Source organism: Escherichia sp. MOD1-EC6300 (assembly GCF_002965045.1).
GTDB lineage: Bacteria > Pseudomonadota > Gammaproteobacteria > Enterobacterales > Enterobacteriaceae > Escherichia > Escherichia coli_F.
Genome location: NZ_PTRH01000021.1, coordinates 1 through 26,391, shown reverse-complemented (window position 1 = coordinate 26,391; position 26,391 = coordinate 1). Strand labels below are relative to the sequence as shown.

Genomic DNA, 26,391 nt, shown 5'->3' with positions numbered 1-26,391 from the left:
CGCTACGCTTTTCAGGCCTACATCATTTCTGCAATATATTGAATTTGGAATAATTTGTAGGCCGGATAAGGCGTTTAAGCCGCATCCGGCATAAACAAAGCGCACTATTCCTGCGTTAAAAAACGCCGGAAAAACGTTTCAAACAGACTGCTGCCGTAGCCGATGCCGCTGCACTTTCTCGACATCCATGCATTGCAACGCTTGTGTTGGGCAAGCTTCAACACAAGCCGGTCCCGTCGCCCGATGCCAGCACAGATCGCACTTAATCGCCCTCGCCTTTGTGCGTGAAGAAACGACCTCCATCGCACCAAACGGGCAAGCCAGCATACAGCTTTTACAGCCAATACAACGTGATTGTTCAACGAAAATATGCCCATGTTCGCGACTTATCGCGTCAACAGGGCACACATTTGCGCACGGTGCATCTTCACACTGATGACAGGCTACTGCCGTGGTGTAAGTATGATCTTTAATGACACGAATACGCGAAATAAACTCACCGGGTGACAACGCAGCGCAATCCTGATTCTCCTGATGCGACACTGCGCAAGCCACTTCACAGGTACGGCAACCGATACATTTCGTCGCATCCGCAATAATAAACCGGTTCATGATCACTCCTTTGCACTAAAACAGCAGAGTGCCAGAGAGCGCGTCCCTACTGCTTTGATCCAACGAAGGAAATGTTAAAGTTTTGGCACTTGTCCAGAGCGTTATGTGATCGCGCCCTGGTCGTCCCTGACAGTAAATCCCAGTTCATTAGAAATAGCCTGCGCGGTTTCACGCAGTGGTTTCAGGAGATTTTTCTCCCCCACCTGTTTCAGACGTGATGTCGAAAGAGAAATCGACACGGCGTACGGCACCCGCCCATGAATATCAAACACCGGAACAGCAATACAGGAGACGCCGAGTTCGTTTTCTTCTCTGTCCATCGCCGCTCCGCTTTCACGAATGTGCGCCAGTTCGTCGAACATCGCGGGCAGCTCGGTAATGGTATTGCGGGTTAACGGCTGGATCTCATGCTGATGGCTTTCCCAGTATGACTTCACGTAGTCCGGGTGACCAAACGCCATATAGATCTTGCCCATTGCGGAACAGTAGAGCGGCATATGCTGGCCTATATAAGCTCGGGTTCGCAGCATCCCGGTCGTGGGTTCCAGCTTATAAATCAAAATAGCGTGATCGTCTTCGCGGCTGGAGAAGTTAATGGTTTCACCAGTGGCGATGTTCAGTGCCTCAAGATGCGGAGCGGCGATATGAATGATATTCAGCGAAGACAGCGCCTTCTGCCCGACGGCAATAAATTTGGTAGTCAGGCGGTAACTCCCTGCGGCGGGCGCGGTGGTCACATAGCCGCAGGATTGTAATCCCTGCAATAAGCGATGGACGGTACTCTTATTTAAACCAGCCAGCTCCGAAAGATGCGCCAACGGACAACCGTTCGGATAGTTGCTCAAAATCTCAATCAGCATCAACCCGCGAAACAGACTCTGGCTTCCGGCTGGACGCTCTTTTTCCTGCGCCATCTCGTTCTCTTTTTTTCCCATCACTTCTTTCCCCATTTTGTCGCGTCCTGATGGTAGCGCAAAGTGTGTCGTAGTTCACGATCTCGACAGATAATTTATAACCACTTGATTTTTAAGTTTTTTGAAATTCATCAATCAGATTGCTTTGTTAAAAAGCGATCGATATATTTGAAATCAGATTTCGCATATTGAAATTTTAAGCCAAAAAAGCGATCAAAAAAACAAGGAAGCCAGGGATGAAAGTGACATTTGAGCAGTTAAAAGCAGCCTTTAATCGGGTCTTAATTTCACGCGGTGTTGACAGCGAAACGGCTGATGCCTGTGCAGAGATGTTCGCCCGCACCACCGAATCCGGTGTTTATTCTCACGGTGTTAACCGCTTCCCACGCTTCATCCAACAACTGGGTAATGGCGATATCATTCCCGATGCCGAGGCCAAACGTATAACCAGCCTCGGCGCAATTGAACAGTGGGACGCCCAGCGTTCGATCGGTAACCTGACAGCGAAAAAGATGATGGATCGCGCCATTGAACTGGCTGCCGATCACGGTATTGGTCTGGTGGCTCTACGTAATGCCAACCACTGGATGCGCGGCGGCAGCTACGGCTGGCAGGCGGCGGAAAAAGGCTATATTGGCATTTGCTGGACCAACTCCATCGCCGTAATGCCGCCGTGGGGCGCAAAAGAGTGTCGCATCGGCACTAACCCGCTGATCGTCGCCATTCCTTCTACCCCAATCACCATGGTCGATATGTCGATGTCGATGTTTTCCTACGGCATGTTAGAAGTTAACCGCCTTGCAGGTCGTCAGCTTCCGGTCGATGGCGGCTTTGACGATGAAGGCAACCTCACCAAAGAACCTGGTGTAATCGAGAAAAATCGCCGCATTTTGCCAATGGGTTACTGGAAAGGTTCCGGTATGTCGATCGTATTGGATATGATCGCTACTCTCCTTTCCGACGGCGCATCCGTTGCCGAAGTCACCCAGGATAACAGCGACGAATATGGCGTTTCGCAAATCTTTATCGCCATTGAAGTGGACAAGCTTATCGACGGCCCCACCCGCGATGCCAAGCTGCAACGCATCATGGATTATGTTACTACCGCTGAACGCGCCGATGAAAACCAGGCCATTCGCTTACCCGGCCACGAATTTACCACCCTGCTGGCAGAAAACCGCCGTAACGGTATTACCGTTGATGATAGCGTATGGGCAAAAATCCAGGCGTTATAAGGAGATAAGCCATGATTTTTGGACATATCGCGCAGCCTAACCCGTGCCGTTTGCCCGCTGCTATTGAAAAGGCGCTCGATTTTCTGCGCGCCACTGATTTCAACGTCCTGGAGCCGGGCGTTGTCAAAATTGACGGCAAAAATATTTATGCGCAAATTATCGATTTAACGACACGTCCGGCGGAGGAAAATCGCCCGGAAGTACATCGTCGCTATATTGATATTCAATTTCTGGCGTGGGGCAAAGAGAAAATCGGCATTGCTATTGATACAGGAAATAATAAAGTCAGCGAATCACTATTAGAGCAGCGCGATATTATTTTTTATCACGATAGTGAACATGAATCATTTATAGAAATGATACCGGGTAGCTACGCTATTTTCTTTCCTCAGGATGTTCATCGACCAGGCTGTATTCTGCAAACAGCCTCTGAGATACGAAAAGTTGTGGTTAAAGTCGCATTAACGGCGCTGAATTAATCGAACACCAGAACGCCTGGGTAATGTTATTGCTCTAACTATATTAATAATTCAGGTTGCTGCACATGCAACTTGAATTATGACAAACATAGCCTCAAGGAATAGCTATGAAAAAAATACTTGAAGCAATACTGGCGATTAATCTCGCCGTACTTTCCTGTATTGTGTTTATAAACATTATTTTAAGATATGGTTTTCAGACAAGTATTTTATCTGTAGATGAATTGTCGCGTTATTTATTTGTCTGGTTAACCTTTATTGGCGCGATTGTGGCTTTTATGGATAACGCCCACGTTCAGGTTACCTTTCTGGTGGAGAAACTCTCCCCCGCGTGGCAGCGACGAGTCGCTCTGGTTACCCACTCCTTAATATTATTTATTTGTGGCGCACTGGCCTGGGGCGCAACGCTAAAAACAATTCAGGACTGGAGCGATTATTCACCGATCCTCGGCTTGCCCATCGGCCTGATGTATGCCGCTTGTCTGCCCACCAGCCTCGTTATCGCATTCTTTGAGCTGCGCCTTTTATATCAACTCATCACGCGTAGCAATTCTCTAACGCCGCCACCGCAAGGAGCTTAATCATGGCTGTGCTGATTTTTCTGGGCTGCCTGTTGGGTGGCATTGCCATCGGTTTGCCTATTGCCTGGTCGCTACTGTTGTGCGGGGCGGCGCTTATGTTCTGGCTGGATATGTTTGATGTCCAGATCATGGCGCAAACGCTGGTAAACGGTGCTGACAGCTTCTCCCTGCTGGCGATTCCGTTCTTTGTACTGGCGGGTGAAATCATGAATGCGGGCGGCTTATCAAAACGCATTGTTGACCTGCCGATGAAACTGGTCGGGCATAAACCAGGCGGGTTGGGCTACGTAGGCGTGCTGGCGGCAATGATTATGGCGAGCCTTTCCGGTTCTGCTGTTGCGGATACCGCCGCCGTTGCCGCGCTACTGGTGCCGATGATGCGCAGCGCTAACTACCCGGTCAACCGTGCTGCGGGGCTGATTGCCTCTGGCGGGATTATCGCGCCAATTATTCCCCCTTCCATTCCGTTTATTATCTTCGGTGTTTCCAGCGGATTATCCATCAGTAAGTTGTTTATGGCGGGCATTGCCCCAGGCATTATGATGGGCGCAACGCTGATGCTCACATGGTGGTGGCAGGCCAGTCGTCTTAATTTACCCCGTCAGCAAAAAGCAACGAAACGAGAAATCTGGCACTCTTTTGTTTCCGGTATCTGGGCGCTATTTCTTCCGGTCATTATTATTGGCGGCTTTCGCTCCGGTCTGTTTACCCCTACCGAAGCCGGGGCCGTTGCTGCTTTCTATGCGTTATTTGTCGCCACGGTTATTTACCGTGAAATGACCTTCGCCACACTTTGGCATGTACTTATTGGCGCGGCGAAAACCACCTCAGTGGTAATGTTTCTGGTGGCCTCGGCACAAGTTTCCGCCTGGCTGATCACCATTGCTGAACTGCCGATGATGGTTTCTGATTTACTGCAACCGTTGGTCGATTCACCGCGTCTGCTGTTTATCGTCATTATGGTGGCTATCCTGATTGTCGGCATGGTCATGGATTTAACGCCGACGGTGTTAATTCTTACCCCGGTATTAATGCCTTTAGTTAAAGAGGCAGGAATCGATCCGATTTACTTCGGAGTCATGTTTATCATCAACTGCTCAATCGGCTTAATTACACCGCCTATCGGTAATGTGCTTAACGTTATTTCAGGGGTGGCTAAACTCAAATTCGATGATGCAGTCAGAGGCGTTTTCCCTTACGTCCTGGTTTTATATTCATTATTAGTCGTATTTGTTTTTATTCCCGATCTCATCATCCTCCCGTTGAAATGGATTAATTAAAAGGAAAATATAATGAAATTACGCTCTGTAACCTACGCTTTATTAATTGCCGGAGTGGCGGCGTTCAGCACATCTTCGCTGGCGGCACAATCATTACGTTTCGGTTATGAAACTTCACAAATCGACTCACAACATATTGCAGCGAAAAAATTTAATGAATTATTACAGGAGAGAACCAAAGGTGAGCTGAAATTAAAATTGTTCCCGGACAGTACTCTCGGCAACGCGCAAGCGATGATCAGCGGCGTGCGTGGCGGCACTATTGATATGGAGATGTCCGGGTCGAATAACTTTGCCGGGTTATCACCAGTGATGAACCTGCTTGATGTCCCGTTCCTGTTCCGCGATACCGCCCACGCGCATAAAACGCTCGACGGCAAAGTCGGCGATGAACTGAAGGCCTCCCTTGAAGGTAAGGGACTGAAAGTACTGGCCTACTGGGAAAACGGCTGGCGCGATGTCACCAACTCACGCCAGCCAGTTAAAACACCTGCCGACCTGAAAGGGCTGAAAATACGCACCAACAATAGCCCGATGAATATCGCCGCATTCAAAGTCTTTGGCGCTAACCCGATTCCGATGCCGTTTGCCGAAGTCTATACCGGGCTGGAAACGCGCACTATCGACGCTCAGGAACATCCCATCAACGTCGTCTGGTCAGCCAAATTTTATGAAGTGCAGAAGTACCTTTCTCTGACGCACCATGCCTATTCCCCACTTCTGGTGGTGATCAACAAAGCGAAGTTTGATGGCTTAAGCCCGGAGTTCCAGCAAGCGCTAATTTCATCTGCACAAGAAGCGGGTAATTACCAGCGCAAATTGGTCGCCGAAAATCAGCAAAAAATCATCGACGGCATGAAAGACGCTGGCGTGGAAGTCATCACCGAACTTGATCGCAAAGCCTTTAGCGACGTACTGGGTACTCAGGTCCGCGACATGTTTGTAAAAGATGTTCCGCAGGGCGATGAACTGCTGAAAGCCGTGGATGAGGTGCAATAAGCCATGACGCAATACTGGCTGGGGTTAGATTGTGGCGGAAGCTGGCTAAAAGCCGGACTGTATGACCGCGAAGGCCGGGAGGCAGGCGTGCAGCGCCTGCCGCTGTGCGCATTAAGCCCGCAGCCAGGCTGGGCAGAGCGCGATATGGCAGAACTGTGGCAATGCTGCATGGCTGTCATTCGCGCCCTGCTTACCCATTCCAGCGTTAGCGGGGAGCAAATTGTCGGCATCGGTATCTCCGCACAGGGAAAGGGCTTGTTTTTGCTGGATAAAAACGACAAGCCGCTCGGTAACGCCATTTTATCCTCGGATCGCCGGGCGATGGAAATCGTTCGTCGCTGGCAGGAAGATAGCATCCCGGAAAAACTCTACCCGCTGACCCGACAAACCTTGTGGACCGGGCATCCGGTGTCGCTGTTACGCTGGCTGAAAGTGCACGAACCAGAACGCTACGCGCAAATTGGCTGCGTGATGATGACGCACGACTACCTGCGCTGGTGTTTAACCGGTGTCAAAGGCTGCGAAGAGAGCAATATTTCCGAATCCAATCTCTACAACATGAGTCGCGGGGAATATGACCCGTGCCTCACCGACTGTCTGGGGATCAGTGAAATCAATCTCGCCCTGCCGCCTGTTGTCGGATCTGCCGAAATCTGCGGGGAAATCACCGCTCAGACAGCCGCACTGACCGGTCTGAAAGCGGGTACGCCCGTTGTCGGCGGCCTGTTTGATGTGGTTTCTACCGCACTCTGCGCCGGAATCGAAGACGAATTTACCCTCAATGCGGTAATGGGCACCTGGGCGGTGACCAGCGGCATAACCTGCGGTTTACGTGACGGTGAAGCGCATCCGTATGTCTATGGCCGCTACGTTAACGACGGTGAATTTATCGTTCACGAAGCCAGCCCTACCTCTTCCGGCAATCTCGAATGGTTTACCGCGCAGTGGGGAGAAATCTCGTTTGCTGAGATCAACCAGGCTGTTGTCAGCTTACCGAAAGCCGGTGGCGATCTCTTTTTCCTGCCGTTCCTGTACGGCAGCAACGCCGGACTCGAGATGACCAGCGGTTTCTACGGGATGCAGGCCATACACACCCGCGCACACCTGTTGCAGGCCATCTATGAAGGGGTGGTGTTCAGCCATATGACCCATCTCAACCGGATGCGCGAACGTTTTACTGATGTTCACACCCTGCGCGTGACTGGTGGCCCGGCGCACTCCGATGTCTGGATGCAAATGCTGGCGGACGTCAGCGGCTTACGTATCGAACTGCCGCAGGTGGAAGAAACCGGCTGTTTTGGCGCGGCGCTTGCCGCCCGCGTCGGCACCGGTGTTTATCGCGATTTCAGCGAAGCCCAGCGCGATCAACAGCACCCGGTGCGCACCCTGTTACCGGATATGACCGCCCATCAGCTTTACCAACAAAAATACCAACGCTATCAGCACCTCATTGCCGCACTACAGGGCTTTCATGCCCGCGTTAAGGAGAACACATTATGAGCAGACCACTTCTGCAACTGGCCCTCGACCACTCATCACTTGAAGCCGCACAGCGCGACGTTGCGCTGTTAAAAGACAGCGTCGATATCGTCGAAGCGGGCACCATTCTCTGTTTAAACGAAGGGCTTGGCGCGGTGAAAGCCTTGCGCGAACAGTGCCCGGACAAAATCATCGTTGCTGACTGGAAAGTCGCCGACGCGGGTGAAACGCTCGCGCAACAGGCGTTTGGTGCAGGCGCTAACTGGATGACCATCATCTGCGCCGCACCGCTCGCGACGGTGGAAAAAGGCCACGCGATGGCGCAACGCTGCGGTGGTGAAATCCAGATAGAGCTTTTTGGTAACTGGACGCTGGACGACGCCCGCGACTGGCATCGTATTGGCGTGCGGCAGGCCATTTATCATCGTGGCCGTGACGCGCAGGCCAGCGGGCAACAGTGGGGCGAAGCCGATCTGGCACGCATGAAGGCGCTTTCCGATATCGGCCTTGAGCTTTCCGTTACCGGCGGGATTACGCCTGCTGACCTGCCGCTGTTTAAAGATATCCGCGTGAAAGCGTTTATTGCCGGGCGGGCGCTGGCAGGCGCAGCAAATCCGGCGCAGGTGGCGGCCGACTTCCATGCGCAAATCGACGCTATCTGGGGAGGCGCGCGTGCGTAATCATCCGTTAGGGATTTATGAAAAAGCACTGGCGAAAGATCTCTCCTGGCCGGAGCGGCTGGTGCTGGCGAAAAGCTGTGGCTTTGATTTTGTCGAAATGTCGGTGGATGAAACTGACGAGCGTCTGTCGCGCCTTGACTGGAGCGCCGCACAAAGGACTTCGCTGGTTGCCGCGATGATCGAAACGGGCGTTGGGATCCCGTCGATGTGCCTGTCCGCACATCGTCGTTTTCCCTTTGGTAGCCGTGACGACGCGGTACGCCAGCGAGCACTGGAGATCATGAGCAAAGCAATTCATCTGGCGCGCGATCTCGGTATTCGCACCATTCAACTGGCGGGCTACGACGTCTATTACGAAGACCATGACGAAGGTACCCGGCAACGTTTTGCTGAAGGGCTGACGTGGGCTGTCGAACAGGCGGCGGCATCACAAGTAATGCTGGCGGTGGAGATTATGGATACCTCGTTTATGAACTCCATCAGCAAATGGAAAAAGTGGGACGAGATGCTCGCCTCGCCGTGGTTCACCGTCTACCCGGACGTCGGCAACCTTAGCGCCTGGGGCAATGATGTTCCCGCCGAACTGAAACTGGGCATTGACCGTATCGCCGCCATCCACCTGAAAGACACCCAGCCAGTCACCGAGCAAAGCCCCGGACAGTTCCGCGACGTGCCGTTTGGCGAAGGCTGCGTCGATTTCGTTGGCATCTTCAAAACGCTGCATGAACTGAACTATCGCGGATCATTTCTGATTGAGATGTGGACCGAAAAAGCCAAAGAGCCGGTGCTGGAGATTATTCAGGCACGGCGCTGGATTGAAGCGCGTATGCAGGAGGCTGGATTTATATGTTAGAGCGATTGAAAGCCGACGTACTGGCGGCAAATCTGGCGCTTCCCGCTCACCATCTGGTGACGTTTACCTGGGGCAATGTCAGTGCGGTAGACGAGACGCGGCAATGGATGGTAATTAAGCCTTCCGGCGTCGAGTACGACGTGATGACCGCCGACGATATGGTGGTGGTTGAGATAGCCAGCGGCAAGGTGGTGGAAGGTAGCAAAAAGCCCTCGTCCGATACGCCAACGCATCTGGCGCTTTACCGTCGCTATGCCGAAATCGGTGGCATTGTGCATACCCACTCGCGCCACGCCACCATCTGGTCACAGGCCGGGCTGGATCTCCCTGCCTGGGGCACTACGCACGCCGATTATTTCTATGGCGCAATCCCCTGCACGCGACAGATGACCGCAGCGGAGATTAACGGCGAATATGAATATCAGACCGGCGAAGTGATCATTGAAACTTTCGAAGAACGCGGCAGGAGTCCGGCACAAATCCCGGCGGTATTGGTGCATTCTCACGGTCCGTTCGCCTGGGGCAATAACGCCGCCGATGCGGTGCATAATGCCGTGGTACTCGAAGAGTGCGCCTATATGGGCCTGTTCTCGCGCCAGCTTGCGCCGCAGCTTCCTGCGATGCAAAACGAACTTCTGGATAAGCATTACCTGCGTAAGCATGGGGCCAATGCCTATTACGGGCAGTAATCTCTCAGACCGGGGCTTCATTGCCCCGGCACTACGAATTGATATGTTCCTTACTGTAACGTCGCTTCCACGCAGCTGGCGTTAAACCGGTGTGTTTGCGAAAAATCTGTCGGAAATAGCCAACGTCATTAAACCCGCACAACGCCGCCACTTCCGTGAGCGATCGCGCTTCGCTAATTAACAGCTTTTCGGCTTCGCGCACTCTTTGGCGATGGATAGCTTCTGTCAACGTCAAACGAAATACCCGACGATACACGCGCCCAAGATAATCGGCATTACAGTAGAGCTCGCGGGCCAAAATTGCCGTAGAAAGCGGGCGATGATATTGCGTGCGGATCAGCTTTTGTGCTTTCCAGGCAAGGGCGGTGCCTGCAGTATCGGCTTGTTCATCAAGACGTACGTCGAAGGTAAGCTGCTGTAAAATCAACAACACAATAAACTCCAGCGCAGGGCTACGCTGATGTTTTTCCTGCTCGCTTAAAAACTGGCGAAACAGTGCACTCAACGCCTGAGGGTCGGCGACTTTGGTGTGCTGCGGCACGCTAAGATGAGTGAGCCAGCGCGGATCGTTGTCCGGCGCTTTAACCTCAAAATGTAGCCAGTAAAATTTAAGGTCAGCGGGGAAATCCTCAACACCAACGTGCTGACGTTTCGGCCAGAGCAATAAACTCTCTCCCGCATCAACCTGAAATATCTGCTCTTCTTCCTGAATCGTTAATCGACCTTTTTCGACAAAGATAATTTCCCATGACTCCAGCCGCCTTGCAGGATGCCTCCCTACGCCACGGGAAATAAATAATCCACCATTTTGCACTTTAATCGGTAACGTCATGGATAATTCGAGCATTGATATGTAATTTCCCGCTTATTCATTAATGATTAAACACATTACCTTTTGATTATTAATCAAAAACATTAATTTCACCTGATCCAATTCACACTTTTAAATTCAGGTCGGAATCGTCACCTTTTTTTACTCTTTTCTCGCCTTGTTGATATTCCCGTTCACGGCAGAATTAATCATGTCATTTCAATAAAACTAAAAATTGCTCCCTATGCACGAGGAATATCTATGACCTCTACACCGATTACTACCGCTGATATCGCTAAAGGTAAAATTGACGATGCGTTATCTGTACGGGAAAAAATAGGCTACGGCCTGGGTGACGCAGGCGGCACCGTAATAACTTGCCTGATCATGAACTTTCTCACCTTTTTCTACACCGACGTTTTTGGCTTAACTCCGGCGCTGGTCGGCACGCTGTTTATTGCACTGCGCGTGTTTGATGCCATCTCCGACCCGGTGATGGGCGTCATTGCCGACCGGACGCAAAGTCGCTGGGGGCGCTTTCGTCCGTGGCAGTTGTGGATTGCCATTCCCATCGGCATTATCGGCATCCTGACGTTCACCGTGCCAGATGCCAGCATGGGAGTAAAAATCGCCTGGGCGTTCGGCACTTACCTGCTCCTTTCAGTCGGTTATACCGCCATCAACGTGCCGTACTGCGCGCTGATCAACACCATGACCACCCGCCACAATGAAGTGATCTCCTGCCAGTCCTGGCGATTCGTTCTCTGCGGCGTAGCGGGATTTCTGGTTTCGGTTGGCCTGCCGTGGATGGTAGATCTCTTCGGTCAGGGTAATGCCGCGCGCGGCTATCAACTGGGCGTCGGCGTGCTGTGCGCCATCGCTGTGGTGATGTTCCTGTGCTGTTTCTTCTGGGTTCGTGAACGGGTGCCACTCTCCACAATGGGGAAATTTACCCTGCGCGAACATCTTGCCGGGCTGCGAAACAACGACCAACTGCTGCTGATGCTGGTCATGTCTTTCCTGCTGATTAACGTCTTTAATATTCGCGGCGGTGGGTATATGTACTTCATTACCTACGTCTTACAAGGCAGTACGGGCTACACGTCGCTGTTCTTCACTATGGTCACCTTCGCCTCCATTATCGGCTCGGTGATTGTCAGCCCGTTAACGCGACGTTTCGATACCGTCAAAATTTACTACTACACCAACCTGCTCCTCGCCGCGCTGGCGGTGTTGATGTGGTTCCTGCCTTCTGGCCCGGCTTATCAAACGCTGTGGCTGGCGGTGATCCTTGGTAATGGCGTGATTCTTGGCTTCACATTGCCATTGCACTTCTCATTGATGGCCTTTGCCGATGACTACGGCGAGTGGAAAACCCGCGTACGTTCTTCCGGCATGAACTTCGCCTTCAATCTGTTTTTCATCAAGCTGGCCTGGGCCTCCAGCGCCGGGATCATCAGCCTGCTGTTTATTTTTGTCGCCTACCAGCCAGGCGTGGAAAACCAGACCGCCAGTTCGCTTGGCGGGATCGCGGCGATGGAAACATTGCTGCCTGCGCTGTTCCACCTGCTGCTGGCGATGGCGATCCGCTTTTGCAAACTCAATAACCCTATGATGTCACGCATTGCTAGCGACCTGCGTCAGCGTCATGTACAGCCTTAAGGAGCACAAGATGAACATTTCGGAAGTCGATCTGCATAAACTGACGGTCAGCGATCCGTTCCTCGGTCAGTACCAACAACTGGTCCGCGACGTGGTGATTCCTTATCAGTGGGATGCCTTGAACGATCGTATCCCAGAAGCGGAACCCAGCCATGCGATTGAAAACTTTCGCATTGCCGCAGGACTGCAAGACGGTGAATTTTACGGGATGGTGTTTCAGGACAGCGACGTCGCCAAATGGCTGGAAGCGGTAGCCTGGTCGCTGTGCCAGAAGCCGGATGCCGAACTGGAAAAAACTGCTGACGAGGTAATCGAACTGGTCGCTTCCGCCCAGTGCGAAGATGGCTATCTCAATACTTACTTTACGGTAAAAGCGCCCGAAGAACGCTGGAGCAATCTGGCGGAGTGTCATGAACTTTACTGCGCCGGTCATCTGATTGAAGCCGGAGTCGCCTTCTTCCAGGCCACGGGCAAGCGGCGCTTGCTGGAAGTGGTTTGCCGTCTGGCCGATCATATCGACAGCGTATTTGGTCCAGGTGAAAGTAAGTTACACGGTTATCCTGGTCACCCGGAAATTGAACTGGCACTAATGCGCCTGTATGAAGTGACCGAAGAGCCGCGCTACCTGGCGCTGACCCACTATTTTGTCGAACAGCGTGGTGCGCAACCGCACTATTACGACCAGGAATATGAAAAGCGCGGGCAGACCTCGCACTGGCACACCTACGGCCCGGCGTGGATGGTGAAAGACAAAGCCTACAGCCAGGCACATTTGCCCATCGCACAGCAGCAAACCGCCATTGGTCACGCGGTACGTTTTGTCTACCTGATGACCGGCGTCGCGCATCTCGCGCGTTTAAGTCACGATGAAAGCAAGCGTCAGGACTGCCTGCGGCTGTGGAACAATATGGCCCAGCGTCAGTTATATATTACCGGCGGCATTGGCTCACAAAGCAGCGGCGAAGCGTTCAGCAGCGATTACGATCTGCCGAATGACACGGTATACGCCGAAAGCTGTGCTTCCATCGGTCTGATGATGTTCGCCCGGCGAATGCTGGAAATGGAAGGCGACAGTCAATATGCCGATGTGATGGAGCGCGCACTGTACAACACCGTGCTCGGCGGCATGGCGCTGGATGGCAAACATTTCTTCTATGTGAATCCGCTGGAAGTACATCCAAAATCGCTGAAATTCAACCATATCTACGATCACGTTAAGCCGATCCGCCAGCGTTGGTTTGGTTGCGCTTGTTGTCCGCCAAATATCGCCCGTGTGCTAACCTCGATTGGTCATTATCTCTACACGCCGCGTGAAGATGCGTTGTATATCAACATCTACGCAGGAAACAGCATGGAAGTGCCGGTAGAAAATGGCACGCTGCGTCTGCGGGTTAGCGGAAACTATCCGTGGCAGGAACAGGTGACAATTGCGGTTGAATCGCCCCAGCCGGTGCGTCATACGCTGGCTTTACGTCTGCCGGACTGGTGCACACAGCCGCAGATTACATTGAATGGGGAAGAGGTCGAGCAGGATATTCGTAAAGGGTATTTGCACATTACCCGCGAATGGCAGGAGGGCGACACGCTGAATCTGACTTTGCCAATGCCGGTACGTCGCGTTTACGGTAACCCGCTGGTGCGTCACGTCGCCGGAAAAGTGGCGATTCAGCGCGGCCCGCTGGTGTATTGCCTGGAACAGGCCGACAACGGCGAGTCACTGCATAACCTGTGGCTGCCCGCCGATGCGCTATTTACGACATTTGAAGGTAATGGATTGTTCCACCATAAGATCTTAATCCAGGCACCGGGTTACCGGTATGAACAGAGCAATCCAGAGCAGCAACAGCTGTGGCATTACGATAGTGCGCCAGCCAAACGCCAGCCGCAAACTCTGACGTTTATCCCGTGGTTTAGCTGGGCCAACCGGGGTGAAGGCGAAATGCGGATCTGGGTGAATGAGGAAAAGCATTGCCATCCGTAGGTTGGATAAGGCGCTCGCGCCGCATCCAACGTAGGGTGCACATTGCCTGATGCGACGCTTAACGCGTCTTATCAAGCCTGAAGGTCAGTGCGAGAGCGTAGGCCAGCCGCACCGACATCCACCGGTAAATTAAAAACGCCAGCTCACGCCGGTGACAAAGGTAAAACTCTCATTACGATCAATCATCGGGCTGTCGGTAATCTCTTCCGGCAGCTCGCTGTATCCGGCACTCGCCATCAATACGATGTGCTCTCCTATCGGGTATTTTGCCGTCAGGCTGACATAGGGCACCCAGGCATCCTGCGCGGAATAACTTGCCAGACCGCTACGACGGGACTCACTCTCTGAAATGCCATAGTAATAGTCACTGAAATTCTCGTCATAATAGAGAACGCCCAGTGCAGGTGTCAGCGACAGGCGACCTATCTGCATTTTGTGAAATACCGATAGCTCCCCCACCCAGCCGTTGCTGTTATCCAGAACGTCCGCAGCCGCAGAGGCTTTCACGGTTCCCCAACGCTCGTGGTGATACCAGGCAACCCCCGCCATAGCCGTACTATCACGCTTATCAAGCTGTTGCATGGCATGATCGTCATTATCTGCAGGGTCAAATTCCAGCGGCATCCAGGATGCGGTCAGGCTAAGTTCATTTTTTTCACTTTGCGACAGAATAAAACCTAACGTGGTCTGACGAACATAAAATGAATCACCTTCATAACTAATCAGCGGAATTGCCTTTGTATTTTCATTATAACCACGATAAGGCGATTCATTATAAGCTGCACCAGCACCAATGGATAATTCAGAAGCAGTTGCGCTTGCCATAAAAGGCAACGTAAATAACGCCACAATATTGCGGTTAATTAACATGTCCGGTATTCCATTTTAAAATAAGATAAAAAAGAGTCGGCATAATAATGCTTACAATTTCTCCGGTGCAAGATTCATATTTATATAGTAATATATAAAATTATATATAATTGGGCTGTTGCGATGACAAAATTACAACTTAAGTACCGGGAGTTAAAAATTATCTCGGTAATCGCTGCCAGTGAAAATATCAGCCATGCCGCGACTGTACTTGGATTCGCACAGGCCAACGTCAGCAAATATCTTGCTGATTTTGAATCAAAAGTAGGTTTAAAAGTCTTTGACCGAACCACCCGGCAGCTGATGCTCACACCTTTTGGTACCGCGCTGTTACCGTACATCAACGACATGCTGGACAGAAACGAGCAACTTAATAATTTTATTGCAGATTATAAGCATGAGAAACGTGGTCGGGTCACCATCTACGCCCCAACCGGCATAATTACCTATTTATCCAAACATGTTATCGATAAAATTAAAGATATCGGTGATATCACCTTATCGCTAAAAACCTGCAATCTTGAGCGTAATGCCTTTTATGAAGGTGTCGAATTTCCCGATGATTGTGATGTTTTAATCAGCTATGCTCCACCAAAAGATGAATCGCTGGTTGCCAGTTTTATTACGCAATATGCCGTAACCGCTTATGCCAGTCAGCGCTATCTTGCGAAACATCCCATTAGCCGTCCTGACGAACTCGAACATCACTCCTGTATTTTGATCGACTCGATGATGATCGACGACGCGAATATCTGGCGCTTCAACGTCGCCGGGAGTAAAGAGGTGCGGGATTATCGCGTGAAGGGAAATTACGTTTGCGACAACACGCAATCGGCGCTGGAGCTGGCACGAAATCACCTGGGGATTGTGTTTGCGCCAGACAAAAGTGTGCAGAGCGACCTGCAAGACGGCACGCTGGTGCCCTGCTTTCAGCAACCGTATGAATGGTGGCTGGATCTGGTGGCTATCTTCCGTAAACGGGAATACCAGCCCTGGCGGGTCCAGTATGTGCTGGATGAAATGCTGCGTGAAATTCGCCACCAGCTTGCTCAGTCGCAGCAACTGCGGCCTGAACAAGCGGCGGAAAGCGAAGATTAATGATCGAGATAAAGGTAATGCACCCAACTGGTCATGCGTAACAGCACTTTGCGCATCACCGAGACATGGCTGAAATGATCAGAGTAAACCGCCACCTGGGCGTAAATACCGTCTGGTAAAGCGCTCAACTCAGTGTGCTCATCCAGTTCAATGGTCGCGATAACGCCATCTGAACCCGATGCTGTGTTTAACGTCTGTAAGGTGCCGGTCGACTGATAAGCTCCGCCGGGAACAGCTGGACTAATGGCTGCCAGCTTACCGCTGAATACCTTACCTGGCAGAGCATTAAACACCACTTCCGCATCATCGCCGGGAGCCAGTCGCAGCAAGGAGTTCTGACGGAACTGCGCCACAATTTGTCGTTTCTGATCGGGTATAAACACCATCACAGGACGTAGCGGCAGCGATGCGGCATAGGTACCCGGACGAATCAGCACTTGGGTCACATAACCATCGCTCGGCGCACGCACTATCGTCTGCTCAAGGTTATATTTTGCTTCCGCGAGCTGCGCTTTCAGGCTGGCGATTTGAGAATGTTCACCCAACACCAGGCTATCCAGCTGGCTCTGGATCTGTTTTTGTTCCGCCGCCGATGACTTTACGGAGGCTTCCTGCGCCAGATAATTTTGCCGCGCCACATCAATATCGCGTTCTGAAAACGGGTTTACTTTCGCCTGGCTGCCGCGTGCGTAACGCTGGTACTCTTTAGCGAATTTATCCCGCGTGGCCTTTGCCTGCTGAGTATTCGCCGCCATCTCATCTAACTCTGCGCCCAACGCCCGCTGTTTATGTTCTGCGGTAACGATATCCGCCATCAGCCGATCCACCCGCGCCTGATAACGCGTCGGGTCCAGTCGAAATAGCACCTCACCTTTTTTAATCAGCGTATTTTTCTTGTCCGTCACTTCGATCACCACGCCTGTCACCTGCGGGACAACAGGAATAGAAATAACCGCTTTTTGCGCTTTAAAGGTATACGGATGGTTATAGTTCATTAACAGAATTAGACCGCTGACAATAAATATGCCACCCAGGGCCGCGGTGGGAATGGTCCATTTATTTACAGGAATTTTGAAGATCTTAAACATTGCCCATGCGAAAGCCACATAGGTCAAAATAATCAGTAAATCCATAAGTATTACTCGGCAGAAGAGGATTTGATGTCGGCGAGCTGTTTCTCCAGCCCGGCAATACGCTGTTGTAGTTGCACAACGGAGGAGTCATGGTTTTGCATTCCCCATCCCCGCTCCGGGCGGTAAAGCGTGGCCCAAATCCACAAAAATGGCCAGATAACATGCAGCGTAAAAAGACTCACCCAACCAGCAACATGAATGGCGTCGGCATGAGGATGATTACGTTTTTTAGCAATCAGGTAGGGAATATCATGTAAAATAATAATCCCATAGAATATCACCAGAAATACAAAAATAAGCACTCCCAGTGCAAAATAGTCCAGGAACATATTTCCCTCAGAGAATATAAAAAAGAACAATTAACGCATATTATGAAATGCCATGATGCAGTGCAATTTCCTTATTTATATAACGACATATTGTTTTTTATATACTTTCTGAAGTGTGCTACCTGGCTTTTCAACAGGTCGAGGTTTATCATATTGAAATAATGGAACTATTGACCAAACTAATGAATAACCCCAGTAAAACATCCACAGTACAGATAAAGCGTATTAAACCTTCAATTATCTACCGTTTATTGCTGATTGGCCTCGGAACACCAATGGTGATTTACGGTCTGGTTTGCGGCGTTTTAGGCATGTTTGGCTACGATCAGGTGAGATGGAACGACACCGTGATCCACGGCCTGCTGGCCCTGCCTGCGGGATTGCTTGCAGGCCTGTCAGTCAGTGTGTTCCTCACCGTGGTGATTGGCACCATCGCTTGTTTTGGTCTGTGGCTGTACAGCCTGGTCCGCCCGCTCACCATCGAAACGCGAGATTAAACGCCCGGCAATACACGCCGGGCAGCTTCCGCCAGAAACGCACTTCTGTTGGCGTAGTCTGGGTTATTGCGCACGTAGGTATCAATCTTGTTCAGTAATCTTTTCGGCATCGTAATATTGATACGTTCAGCCCGACCTTCGAACTGATTCATATTGATATCCACCAGCAACCATTGCCCGCCAATAAAGTCCTGCGCACGCTGGACCAGATGTGTTTCCACAGAGCCTGGAAGCGGCAACTCTTCATTCATCTCGCATAAGGTTTCGAAGTGCGCGACCAGTGCACTTCGCGCATCCTGGAAAGCGTTGTCCAGCGTATCACCAGCAAAATAACAGCCTGGAACATCAGGGAAAAAACCGCTGGCGCTGCCGTCAGGATCACTGTGGATATAGGCGGGATAAAACATATTGCCTCCTGAAATTTTAAAATGTTAAACCAGCCTGACGCCCAATTTGCGCCAGCGTACCGGGCTTAATATCTTTTTTAGGGTGCGGAACCGTCACCAGACCCGGATGAACAGGGTGGCGGAACTGATGATGACTACCACGGGTTCGAATATGTTCCCAGCCATGCTGCTTCAGGATGGCGATCACGTCTGCACTTTTCACATCCCTGCCCTTCCATGATTATACACACGACACACACACATTTAGCAATAACAATCACGATAGCGCGATTTATATGGGCCGTCAGGGGGATAAAGTTGACTCAGGAATGCCGTTCGGAAGAAGAATAACGGTGTGCAGTAACTTGTTGAAAAGATGCGAGGAGACTCGTAATTAAGTTCAATCAATATTCAGTCATTCAAGACGTAGACATTTGAATTGGTAAAACGCGAAAGCGTCGCATCAGGCAATGAATACCCGATGCGACCAGCTTCTTACATCAGAACAGCCCCAACGGTTTATCCGAGTAGCTCACCAGCAGGCACTTGGTTTGCTGGTAATGCTCAAGCATCATTTTGTGGGTTTCGCGGCCAATGCCTGATTGTTTGTAGCCACCAAACGCCGCATGTGCCGGGTAAGCGTGATAACAGTTGGTCCACACGCGCCCTGCCTGAATACCGCGCCCCATCTTATAGGCCAGATTACCGTTGCGGCTCCAGACACCCGCGCCCAGGCCATATTGCGTGTCGTTCGCCAGCTCCAGCGCTTCTTCCATCGTTTTGAAGGTGGTTACCGCCAGCACCGGACCAAAAATTTCTTCCTGGAACACGCGCATATTATTCTGACCAAACAGAATCGTCGGTTCGAGGTAGTAGCCGTCTTTCAGTTCGCCTTCCAGCAGCTTGCGCCGCCCGCCGGTGAGCACGTCTGCGCCCTCTTTTTTACCAATATCAATGTAGTTAAGGATGGTTTCCAATTGCCCGTGAGAAACCTGCGCCCCCATTTGCGTCACGCTATCGAGCGGGTTACCGCTGCGAATGCTTTCGACACGGCGGATGGCGCGCTCCATAAAGCGTTCGTAGATAGACTCCTGAACTAAGGCACGACTTGGACAGGTGCAAACTTCGCCCTGGTTAAAAGCAAACAGTGCAAAGCCTTCCAGCGCTTTATCGAAAAAGGCATCTTCTTCATCCATCACATCAGCAAAGAAGATATTTGGCGATTTGCCGCCCAGCTCCAGCGTCACCGGAATAATGTTTTGCGTAGCGTATTGCATAATTTGTTGGCCCACTTCCGTTGAGCCGGTAAACGCCACTTTGGCGATGCGTTTCGAGGTCGCCAGATATTCGCCAATTTCTCCGCCCGCACCGTTGACCACGTTCACCACGCCCGGCGGCAGTAAATCACCGACAATTTCCATTAGCAGCAGAACGGAAAGCGGAGTGAGTCGTGCGGGTTTCAGCACCACGCAGTTGCCCGCCGCCAGCGCGGGTGCCATTTTCCAGCTCGCCATCAGCAGCGGGAAGTTCCACGGGATAATCTGCCCCACCACGCCTAACGGTTCGTGGAAGTGATAAGCCACAGTTTCGCTATCAACTTCACTGATCCCACCTTCCTGCGCCCGAATACACGAGGCAAAATAGCGAAAATGGTCAATCGCCAGCGGCACATCAGCAGCACTGGTTTCGCGAATGGGTTTGCCGTTATCCCAGGTTTCAGCCGTCGCTAAAAGTTCGAGGTTCTGCTCCATTCGATCGGCAATCTTAAACAGAATCGCCGCGCGATCCTGCACCGAAGTATGCGCCCATTTATCTTTCACTTTATGCGCAGCATCCAGCGCCAGATCGATATCTCGTTTACCCGAAGACGCCACTTCGCACAGTAGCTGCCCGGTCACCGGCGTCAGGTTCTGGTAATACTCGCCGTCGGCGGGCGCGACCCATTCGCCGCCAATAAAGTTGTCATAGCGGGCTTTTAACTTGAGGGGGAAGCCATACTCGCCGGGCTTAATCTGTGCTGAAGGGGGATTGTTGGTCATGATCGTCTCCTTGCGGTGTGAGGTATAACAAGGGTAGACGTGACTGGCGAAATCTTCGCCAGCTGGTGATAGCTTTACGACGGCTATCACGAATTTACGGGCAAGGATTACAGAGATAACTAAAACTCTCTCAAAAATCGCAAATTTTGAGAGAGTTGAAAAAATGGCTGACAATTAGCCAGCCATTGTGGGAATGATGATTACATCGCCGCGCGATAAATCGCCACAATTTCTTCGTGAGTTGCCTGAATCGGGTTAGTAAAGCCGCAGGCATCTTTCAGGGCATTGGTCGCCAGTACCGCGAAATCTTCTTCTTTCACGTTCAGGTCACGCAAGCCTGCCGGGATATTCACTTTCTTCGCCAGTTCACGGATGGCATTGATGCAGGCTTCTGCACCTTCCGCGTCGTTTTTACCTGTCACGTTAACACCCATCGCGGCAGCGCAGTCACGCAAACGTGCAGCAGCGACTTTACTGTTGAATACCTGAACGTGCGGCAGCAGAACGGCGTTACATACACCGTGCGGCAGATTGTAGAAACCACCTAACTGGTGCGCCATCGCATGAACATAACCCAGAGACGCATTGTTGAACGCCATACCCGCGAGGAACTGAGCGTAAGCCATTGCTTCGCGCGCTTTCTCATTGCTGCCATCTTCAACGGCTAAGGGCAGGTTTTCGGCAATCATAGTCACCGCTTTCAGTGCGCAAGCGTCGGTGATCGGCGTGGCGGCAATAGACACATACGCTTCGATAGCGTGCGTTAAGGCATCCATACCCGTTGCAGCGGTCAGTGACTTCGGCATACCGATCATCAGCGAGGAGTCATTGACAGAAAGCAGCGGAGTGACGTGCTTATCCACAATCGCCATTTTGATGTGACGTGCTTCATCGGTGATGATGCAAAAACGGGTCATTTCTGATGCCGTACCCGCCGTGGTGTTGATGGCGATCATCGGCAACTGCGGTTTTGCAGAGCGGTCAACGCCTTCATAATCGCGGATATCGCCGCCGTTAGCTGCAACCAACGCAATACCTTTTGCACAGTCGTGCGGAGAACCACCGCCCAGGGAGATTACGCTATCGCAATTATTTTCTTTAAGTAATTTCAAACCTGCGGCGACGTTTTCCGTGGTTGGGTTAGGCTGGGTGCCATCATAAATAACGCTAAAAATATTGCGCTCTTCCAGTGCTTTTTGCACATCGCCCGCCATACCCAATTTCGTTAACATATTGTCAGTGACAATTAAGGTACGGGTAAATCCATAATCTGCCATCATATTCATTGCATCATTCAATGAATCAGCACCAATAACATTCACGGAAGGAATAAAAAAGGTTGAAGCTGCCATAACACACTCCTGAAAGAGTAAAAAAGGGCCGGCAGCTTACTGAGGATTTTCATTTGAAAATATGATCAACATTACCGTTTATTAAAATATTTTTAATAAAAAGCACGTTACATTCATCAAATAACGTGCTTCCTTAACATTAATAAGAACTTTGTATTAATTCATATTTATTATGAATTAATCGTTCCCTTATTTTTCTGGAAATAATAATGCGTCGCGCAATAAATGATCATTTCCACGGCGACGCGTAAAGCCAATACGGTCAAAATATTCCAGAATTTGAATTGCCAGCTTTCGGCCTACGCCTAAGCGATCGCGGAAATCCGCCGCGCAGGTTGAACCACATTCCTGATCGAGATCGCGGATCATATTGGCAAATTCGACAATCCGATCGTTACGGTAATAACGATCTTTGACGATCGCAGTGATTATCCCCTGTTGGGCCGCCTGGCGTAGCGTCAAACGCATTGCCTGCTCGTCGATTCCCGTCTCTTTTGCCAGGTCACGCACCCACCACGGCTCGTCACCAAACAGCGGCTCCGCTTTTTGCCAGATAGCCTGCTGCTCTTCGCTGAATCCCGCTTTATGATCCGGCAGATGCAGCCAACCGTGATGACTGAGGATGTCGCCGCTTTCGCGCATCTTTTCAATCAGCAACAGCACCAGCGCTTCATCTTCCATTGGCAACGCCATGCGCCGCAGACGCTCGCGCCCAGGACCTGGTTCATCGCGATGCTGCTCATGATAAGTCGCCAGGGTATCGAGAATTTTCCGCTGCCAACGAGCGGCAACCGGTGCATTCAGCAAGCTGTAACCGGCCTGAATATAGCCCGGTTGCTGCAGCAGTTCACGCATCCCTTCGCCGTTGAGCTGGCGCGCCCAGGCGAAATCAGCAAGGTTAACCGCTCCGCGTTCCAGATGAATAGCTAACGCATCGGCATCGCTCTGCGCCCGTGCAAGAGACGCCAGCCATTGCAGATATTCCGGCTTACGCTTACCGCGACGCGGCGGGTTAAGCATCACCACGCGCGCCCCCGCCAGCGTGTTGCGGGCCGAGATATCGCGTAGCACTAAGCGATCGTTATCTGCCAGCCACAGCGGCGTGTCGAACACCAACTCGGCAAGGTTATCTTCCAGCAGCGAAACGCGTCCCGTAACGTGGCTGGCGGCGTGGTGAATATGCAGCGGCTGCCACTGGGTCAACGGTGTATGAGTTTGAAGCTCGACTATCACCCGCGTAAACGGCTCCGGCGGCGCATCGGCAAGCAACCAGTCCCCACGGTTAATCTGTTCTTTTTCCGCATCACCCGCGATGTTAAGCGCAATACGCTGCCCGGCATGAGCTGCATTTGTTGGCTGATTTTGCGCATGCAGCGCACGCACGCGCATCGGTTTATTTACACCAGTCAGCCAGAGTGAATCGCCTACCTTCACTTCCCCACTTAACGCCGTACCGGTGACGACCAGCCCGGCACCTTTTACGGTAAAAGCACGGTCGATAGCGAGGCGGAAGCTATGTTGGCTGGCGTGTTCACGTTCTGGTAACTGAAGCAGATGCTCGCGCAGGGCATCAATTCCCCGGCCTTCGGTTGCTGCGGTGATAAACAGTTTTGCCTCAGCAAAACCGTATTCCCGCAGCACCTCCTTTACCTGGCGTTCAACTTCATCAACACGCGTTTCGTCCACGCGATCGGCTTTGGTCAGCGCCACTGTCAGCATCGGGTTACCGGTCAGCTGCAAAATCGCCAGATGCTCACGAGTCTGTGCCATCACGCCGTCATCGCACGCCACCACCAACAGCGCGTGATCGATACCCCCGACGCCCGCCAGCATGTTGGAAAGAAACTTTTCATGACCGGGAACGTCGATAAAACCCGGAACACGACCATCCGGCTGCGGCCAGTAGGCATAGCCGAGATCGATGGTCATGCCGCGCTTTTTTTCTTCCGGCAGACGATCGGCATTTACGCCAGTAATCGCCTGCAATAAGGTCGTTTTGCCGTGGTCAACGTGTCCGGCAGTCGCAATAATCATTTCAACAACATCTCCAAAAACCGTTGCTCATCTTCAAGGCAGCGTAAATCCAGCCACAATCGTCCGTCATAAATACGACCAATCACCGGCACTGGCAATTCACGCCAGCGGGCGGCTAATGACTCAAGGTGGCTACCGCGTCCATCATGGGGTGTAAACGTTAATGCCGCGCTCGGCAGGCGATCAACCGGCAGCGAACCACTGCCAATCTGCGAAAGACATGGCATAACCTGTACCGCAAACTCCGCGCCGTAATGTGCGGCAAGGGGGGCCTGTAAACGTTGTGCCTGGATTTGAATGACCTCTGCGCTGCGGGTAAGCAGACGCAGAGTCGGTAATTTTTCACTCAGTGCTTCAGGGTGTAGATAAAGACGCAACGTGGCTTCCAGCGCCGCGAGGGTCATTTTATCCGCGCGTAATGCACGCTTCAGCGGGTGGCTTTGCAGGCGGGCGATCATCTCTTTTTTACCAACAATAATTCCTGCCTGCGGCCCGCCTAACAGCTTGTCGCCGGAGAAGCTCACCAGACTGACACCCGCCGCAATCAACTCCTGCGGCATTGGCTCTTTCGGCAAACCGTACTGGCTAAGATCAACCAGCGAGCCACTGCCTAAATCAGTCACTACGGGAACATCCAGCTCTTTGCCGAGCGCCACCAGTTCAGCTTCATCTATCGCTTTGGTGAACCCCTGAATGCTGTAGTTACTGGTATGTACCTTCATCAACAGCGCAGTATTTTCATTCACCGCCTGGCGATAATCATTAGCGTGCGTGCGATTGGTGGTCCCCACTTCGTGTAGGGTGCAGCCTGCCTGACGCATGACATCAGGAATACGAAACGCGCCGCCAATCTCCACCAGTTCGCCGCGAGATACCACCACCTCTTTCCCACTGGCAGTGGCCGCCAACATCAACAAGACCGCCGCCGCATTGTTATTAACGATACAGGCATCTTCCGCCCCCGTAATACGGCACAGCAGCTGCGCCAGCGCCCGATCGCGATGTCCGCGTCCGGCGTCATCCAGATCGTATTCGAGGGTTACTGGCGAACGCATAGCCTGCGCAACAGCCTCCACCGCGGCTTCCGCCTGTAAAGCTCGCCCAAGGTTGGTATGCAGCACGGTTCCCGTCAGGTTGATCACCGGACGCAGCGCGCTTTGCGCCTCTTTCGTCAACCGGGCATCAACTTCTTGCGCCCAGTTTTCACACCACGCGGGTAGCGTCTGGCTGTCACGAATCACTTCTCGCGCTTCGTCAAGCATCTGACGCAGCAACTCCACCACGCGGGTGTGACCATAGGTATCACGCAAAGAAAGGAAAGAGCTATCGCGCAATAAGCGATCAATAGCCGGAAGTTGACTATAGAGGGAACGCGTTTCGGTTGTCATAGGAAACCTGGTTGATCAAGGCCCTCTCACACGGAGAAGGGCGTTTAACATAACCACGGATTGTAACGTGAGATGGGTCAGGAGGACATATCGCGCATCAAGCCTTTGGCGGTTCGGTGCGGGCAAAACTTTCGCGACTAAACAGGTTTTCGACCAGTTTGACTAAGTGTGGGCGGTCGACACACCAGCCTGGCGCAACGCGGCGGAAATTGAGATATCCAACGGCGCAGGCAATGGCGATAGTCGCCAGGTTGACCATATCGGTTTTGAGCGTGCCATCGACCAGATATCCTTCCAGCACATCCAGGCTGCGGTTGATTTTCTCCCGCTGGCGTAACAATTCATCTTCAGACTGCTGCGCCGCCGGACGTGCCTGTTCACGCACCGACACCAGCCCGGCATCCATAATGCCATCCGCCAGCGCCTCAATTTTGCGCACCCGCAACGACTCCAGCGGATCGCGCGGCAACATCGCCGGAGCGACATTCATTAATTCAATATATTCAGCGATGATCGGCGAATCAAACCAACATTCGCCCTCTTCGGTCACCAGCACCGGCACTTTCCCTAACGGGTTAAATTGCGCCACGCCGTTGTCCGCGTTATAGGGCAGTTCATTAATAAATTCGAAAGTTATGCCCTTTTCTAACAACAGAATAGAAAGTTTGCGTACAAACGGGCTGGTGTAGCTACCGACGAGTTTCATGCCGAGTCCTTTGTGCGAGGAAAAATATCAGTATGGCCTGGTGATGGGAAAAAGGGCAGAAAATGTTGATGGTTTGTTACCTCCCAATAAATCACATATTTATCATGGTGATATAAATATTTTCCTAATTGTTCTTATCTGACAGATATCTCACTTAAGGCTTTCTTATAAATCTGTAGGGTTTCGCCTGTCAGCAGACAAATAACCCGATAAAACAAGGATGAGCAGATGAGCGGAAAACCGGCGGCGCGTCAGGGCGACATGACGCAGTATGGCGGTAGCATTGTTCAGGGTTCAGCCGGGG

Annotated in this window: 27 protein-coding genes; 14 read left to right on the top strand and 13 right to left on the bottom strand. The window is 51.8% G+C overall.

Features of this window, described 5'->3' with window-relative positions:
* Positions 1 to 138: 138 nt before the first annotated feature.
* Both BGE37_RS22220 and yiaJ read right to left on the bottom strand, forming a co-directional pair.
* On the bottom strand, positions 139 to 612 hold the full coding sequence (locus tag BGE37_RS22220; protein WP_001353579.1) for a 4Fe-4S binding protein: 474 nt from the start codon (positions 610 to 612) through the stop codon (positions 139 to 141).
* A 101-nt stretch (positions 613 to 713) separates the two neighbouring features.
* On the bottom strand, positions 714 to 1,562 hold the full coding sequence (yiaJ, locus tag BGE37_RS22215; protein ID WP_000514241.1) for an IclR family transcriptional regulator YiaJ: 849 nt from the start codon (positions 1,560 to 1,562) through the stop codon (positions 714 to 716).
* Between the two features lie 200 nt (positions 1,563 to 1,762).
* Between yiaJ and yiaK the strand changes: the two genes are divergently transcribed.
* The 9 genes from yiaK to araD all read left to right on the top strand — a co-directional run bounded on the left by yiaK (position 1,763) and on the right by araD (position 9,801).
* Positions 1,763 to 2,761 (top strand): 3-dehydro-L-gulonate 2-dehydrogenase, encoded by a 999-nt coding sequence (gene yiaK, locus BGE37_RS22210; RefSeq protein ID WP_105288449.1) that lies wholly within the window; start codon positions 1,763 to 1,765, stop codon positions 2,759 to 2,761.
* A gap of 11 nt (positions 2,762 to 2,772) precedes the next feature.
* Positions 2,773 to 3,240 carry a YhcH/YjgK/YiaL family protein gene (locus BGE37_RS22205; protein WP_105288448.1) on the top strand — a complete coding sequence of 156 codons (468 nt, stop codon included), beginning with the start codon at positions 2,773 to 2,775 and terminating at the stop codon, positions 3,238 to 3,240.
* Positions 3,241 to 3,347: 107 nt separating this feature from the next.
* Entirely contained in the window at positions 3,348 to 3,821 is a 474-nt protein-coding gene (yiaM, locus tag BGE37_RS22200) for a 2,3-diketo-L-gulonate TRAP transporter small permease YiaM (RefSeq protein WP_000721665.1), read from the top strand.
* Positions 3,822 to 3,823: 2 nt separating this feature from the next.
* Positions 3,824 to 5,101 (top strand): 2,3-diketo-L-gulonate TRAP transporter large permease YiaN, encoded by a 1,278-nt coding sequence (gene yiaN / locus BGE37_RS22195; protein ID WP_105288447.1) that lies wholly within the window; start codon positions 3,824 to 3,826, stop codon positions 5,099 to 5,101.
* Between the two features lie 12 nt (positions 5,102 to 5,113).
* On the top strand, positions 5,114 to 6,100 hold the full coding sequence (gene yiaO, locus BGE37_RS22190) for a 2,3-diketo-L-gulonate TRAP transporter substrate-binding protein YiaO (protein WP_105288446.1): 987 nt from the start codon (positions 5,114 to 5,116) through the stop codon (positions 6,098 to 6,100).
* A gap of 3 nt (positions 6,101 to 6,103) precedes the next feature.
* Positions 6,104 to 7,600 (top strand): L-xylulokinase, encoded by a 1,497-nt coding sequence (gene lyxK / locus BGE37_RS22185; protein ID WP_105288445.1) that lies wholly within the window; start codon positions 6,104 to 6,106, stop codon positions 7,598 to 7,600.
* The gene (gene ulaD, locus BGE37_RS22180) at positions 7,597 to 8,259 is read left to right on the top strand and encodes a 3-keto-L-gulonate-6-phosphate decarboxylase UlaD (protein WP_105288444.1); all 663 of its coding nucleotides are present in this window, start codon (positions 7,597 to 7,599) and stop codon (positions 8,257 to 8,259) included. The genes lyxK and ulaD overlap by 4 nt, the downstream gene beginning before the upstream one ends.
* Positions 8,252 to 9,112: an L-ribulose-5-phosphate 3-epimerase gene (locus BGE37_RS22175; RefSeq protein WP_105288443.1), complete on the top strand. Its 861-nt coding sequence runs from the start codon at positions 8,252 to 8,254 to the stop codon at positions 9,110 to 9,112. Before ulaD ends, BGE37_RS22175 begins: the two co-directional genes overlap by 8 nt.
* Positions 9,106 to 9,801, top strand: a complete 696-nt coding sequence (araD, locus tag BGE37_RS22170; protein WP_105288442.1) for an L-ribulose-5-phosphate 4-epimerase — start codon at positions 9,106 to 9,108, stop codon at positions 9,799 to 9,801. Before BGE37_RS22175 ends, araD begins: the two co-directional genes overlap by 7 nt.
* Before the next feature lie 31 nt (positions 9,802 to 9,832).
* Here araD and BGE37_RS22165 read toward each other — a convergent pair whose 3' ends face one another.
* The gene (locus tag BGE37_RS22165) at positions 9,833 to 10,648 is read right to left on the bottom strand and encodes a helix-turn-helix domain-containing protein (RefSeq protein ID WP_105288441.1); all 816 of its coding nucleotides are present in this window, start codon (positions 10,646 to 10,648) and stop codon (positions 9,833 to 9,835) included.
* Between the two features lie 225 nt (positions 10,649 to 10,873).
* Between BGE37_RS22165 and BGE37_RS22160 the strand changes: the two genes are divergently transcribed.
* Complete coding sequence (locus tag BGE37_RS22160; RefSeq protein WP_000204811.1) at positions 10,874 to 12,274, top strand: MFS transporter; 1,401 nt, start codon at positions 10,874 to 10,876, stop codon at positions 12,272 to 12,274.
* Between the two features lie 10 nt (positions 12,275 to 12,284).
* The gene (locus BGE37_RS22155; RefSeq protein WP_105288440.1) at positions 12,285 to 14,255 is read left to right on the top strand and encodes a glycoside hydrolase family 127 protein; all 1,971 of its coding nucleotides are present in this window, start codon (positions 12,285 to 12,287) and stop codon (positions 14,253 to 14,255) included.
* A 129-nt stretch (positions 14,256 to 14,384) separates the two neighbouring features.
* Here the strand turns inward: BGE37_RS22155 and BGE37_RS22150 are convergent, their stop codons facing one another.
* A complete protein-coding gene (locus BGE37_RS22150) occupies positions 14,385 to 15,125 on the bottom strand; it encodes a MipA/OmpV family protein (RefSeq protein ID WP_000906829.1) in 741 nt (246 codons plus the stop codon).
* 123 nt (positions 15,126 to 15,248) lie between these two features.
* Here BGE37_RS22150 and BGE37_RS22145 point away from each other — a divergent pair, with 123 nt between their 5' ends.
* Positions 15,249 to 16,223 carry a LysR family transcriptional regulator gene (locus BGE37_RS22145; protein ID WP_105288439.1) on the top strand — a complete coding sequence of 325 codons (975 nt, stop codon included), beginning with the start codon at positions 15,249 to 15,251 and terminating at the stop codon, positions 16,221 to 16,223.
* Here BGE37_RS22145 and BGE37_RS22140 read toward each other — a convergent pair.
* Together BGE37_RS22140 and BGE37_RS22135 are read right to left on the bottom strand one after the other, a co-directional pair.
* Positions 16,220 to 17,356 carry an HlyD family secretion protein gene (locus tag BGE37_RS22140; RefSeq protein WP_105288438.1) on the bottom strand — a complete coding sequence of 379 codons (1,137 nt, stop codon included), beginning with the start codon at positions 17,354 to 17,356 and terminating at the stop codon, positions 16,220 to 16,222. The two genes, BGE37_RS22145 and BGE37_RS22140, sit on opposite strands and share 4 nt — an antisense overlap.
* Before the next feature lie 5 nt (positions 17,357 to 17,361).
* Positions 17,362 to 17,685 (bottom strand): DUF3302 domain-containing protein, encoded by a 324-nt coding sequence (locus tag BGE37_RS22135; RefSeq protein ID WP_000478193.1) that lies wholly within the window; start codon positions 17,683 to 17,685, stop codon positions 17,362 to 17,364.
* A 182-nt stretch (positions 17,686 to 17,867) separates the two neighbouring features.
* On the opposite strand from BGE37_RS22135, the gene BGE37_RS22130 reads away from it, so the two are divergent.
* Positions 17,868 to 18,182, top strand: a complete 315-nt coding sequence (locus tag BGE37_RS22130; RefSeq protein ID WP_001064341.1) for a hypothetical protein — start codon at positions 17,868 to 17,870, stop codon at positions 18,180 to 18,182.
* On the opposite strand, the gene BGE37_RS22125 is transcribed toward BGE37_RS22130, so the two are convergent.
* The 7 genes from BGE37_RS22125 to BGE37_RS22090 all read right to left on the bottom strand — a co-directional run bounded on the left by BGE37_RS22125 (position 18,179) and on the right by BGE37_RS22090 (position 26,087).
* A complete protein-coding gene (locus BGE37_RS22125; RefSeq protein WP_000499744.1) occupies positions 18,179 to 18,589 on the bottom strand; it encodes a type II toxin-antitoxin system HicB family antitoxin in 411 nt (136 codons plus the stop codon). The genes BGE37_RS22130 and BGE37_RS22125 overlap by 4 nt on opposite strands.
* Positions 18,590 to 18,605: 16 nt before the next feature.
* Positions 18,606 to 18,791, bottom strand: a complete 186-nt coding sequence (locus BGE37_RS22120) for a type II toxin-antitoxin system HicA family toxin (RefSeq protein ID WP_000833473.1) — start codon at positions 18,789 to 18,791, stop codon at positions 18,606 to 18,608.
* 277 nt (positions 18,792 to 19,068) lie between these two features.
* Positions 19,069 to 20,607 carry an aldehyde dehydrogenase AldB gene (gene aldB / locus BGE37_RS22110; protein WP_000183978.1) on the bottom strand — a complete coding sequence of 513 codons (1,539 nt, stop codon included), beginning with the start codon at positions 20,605 to 20,607 and terminating at the stop codon, positions 19,069 to 19,071.
* Between the two features lie 200 nt (positions 20,608 to 20,807).
* Complete coding sequence (yiaY, locus tag BGE37_RS22105) at positions 20,808 to 21,959, bottom strand: L-threonine dehydrogenase (protein WP_000741504.1); 1,152 nt, start codon at positions 21,957 to 21,959, stop codon at positions 20,808 to 20,810.
* Between the two features lie 189 nt (positions 21,960 to 22,148).
* Complete coding sequence (gene selB, locus BGE37_RS22100) at positions 22,149 to 23,993, bottom strand: selenocysteine-specific translation elongation factor (protein ID WP_032185435.1); 1,845 nt, start codon at positions 23,991 to 23,993, stop codon at positions 22,149 to 22,151.
* Positions 23,990 to 25,381, bottom strand: a complete 1,392-nt coding sequence (gene selA / locus BGE37_RS22095; protein WP_000206247.1) for an L-seryl-tRNA(Sec) selenium transferase — start codon at positions 25,379 to 25,381, stop codon at positions 23,990 to 23,992. Before selA ends, selB begins: the two co-directional genes overlap by 4 nt.
* Positions 25,382 to 25,478: 97 nt before the next feature.
* Positions 25,479 to 26,087 carry a glutathione S-transferase gene (locus BGE37_RS22090; protein WP_000779790.1) on the bottom strand — a complete coding sequence of 203 codons (609 nt, stop codon included), beginning with the start codon at positions 26,085 to 26,087 and terminating at the stop codon, positions 25,479 to 25,481.
* A gap of 228 nt (positions 26,088 to 26,315) precedes the next feature.
* Between BGE37_RS22090 and BGE37_RS26055 the strand changes: the two genes are divergently transcribed.
* Positions 26,316 to 26,391, top strand: a 76-nt coding sequence (locus tag BGE37_RS26055; protein ID WP_369758995.1) for a hypothetical protein, incomplete at its 3' end; no start/stop codon positions are given.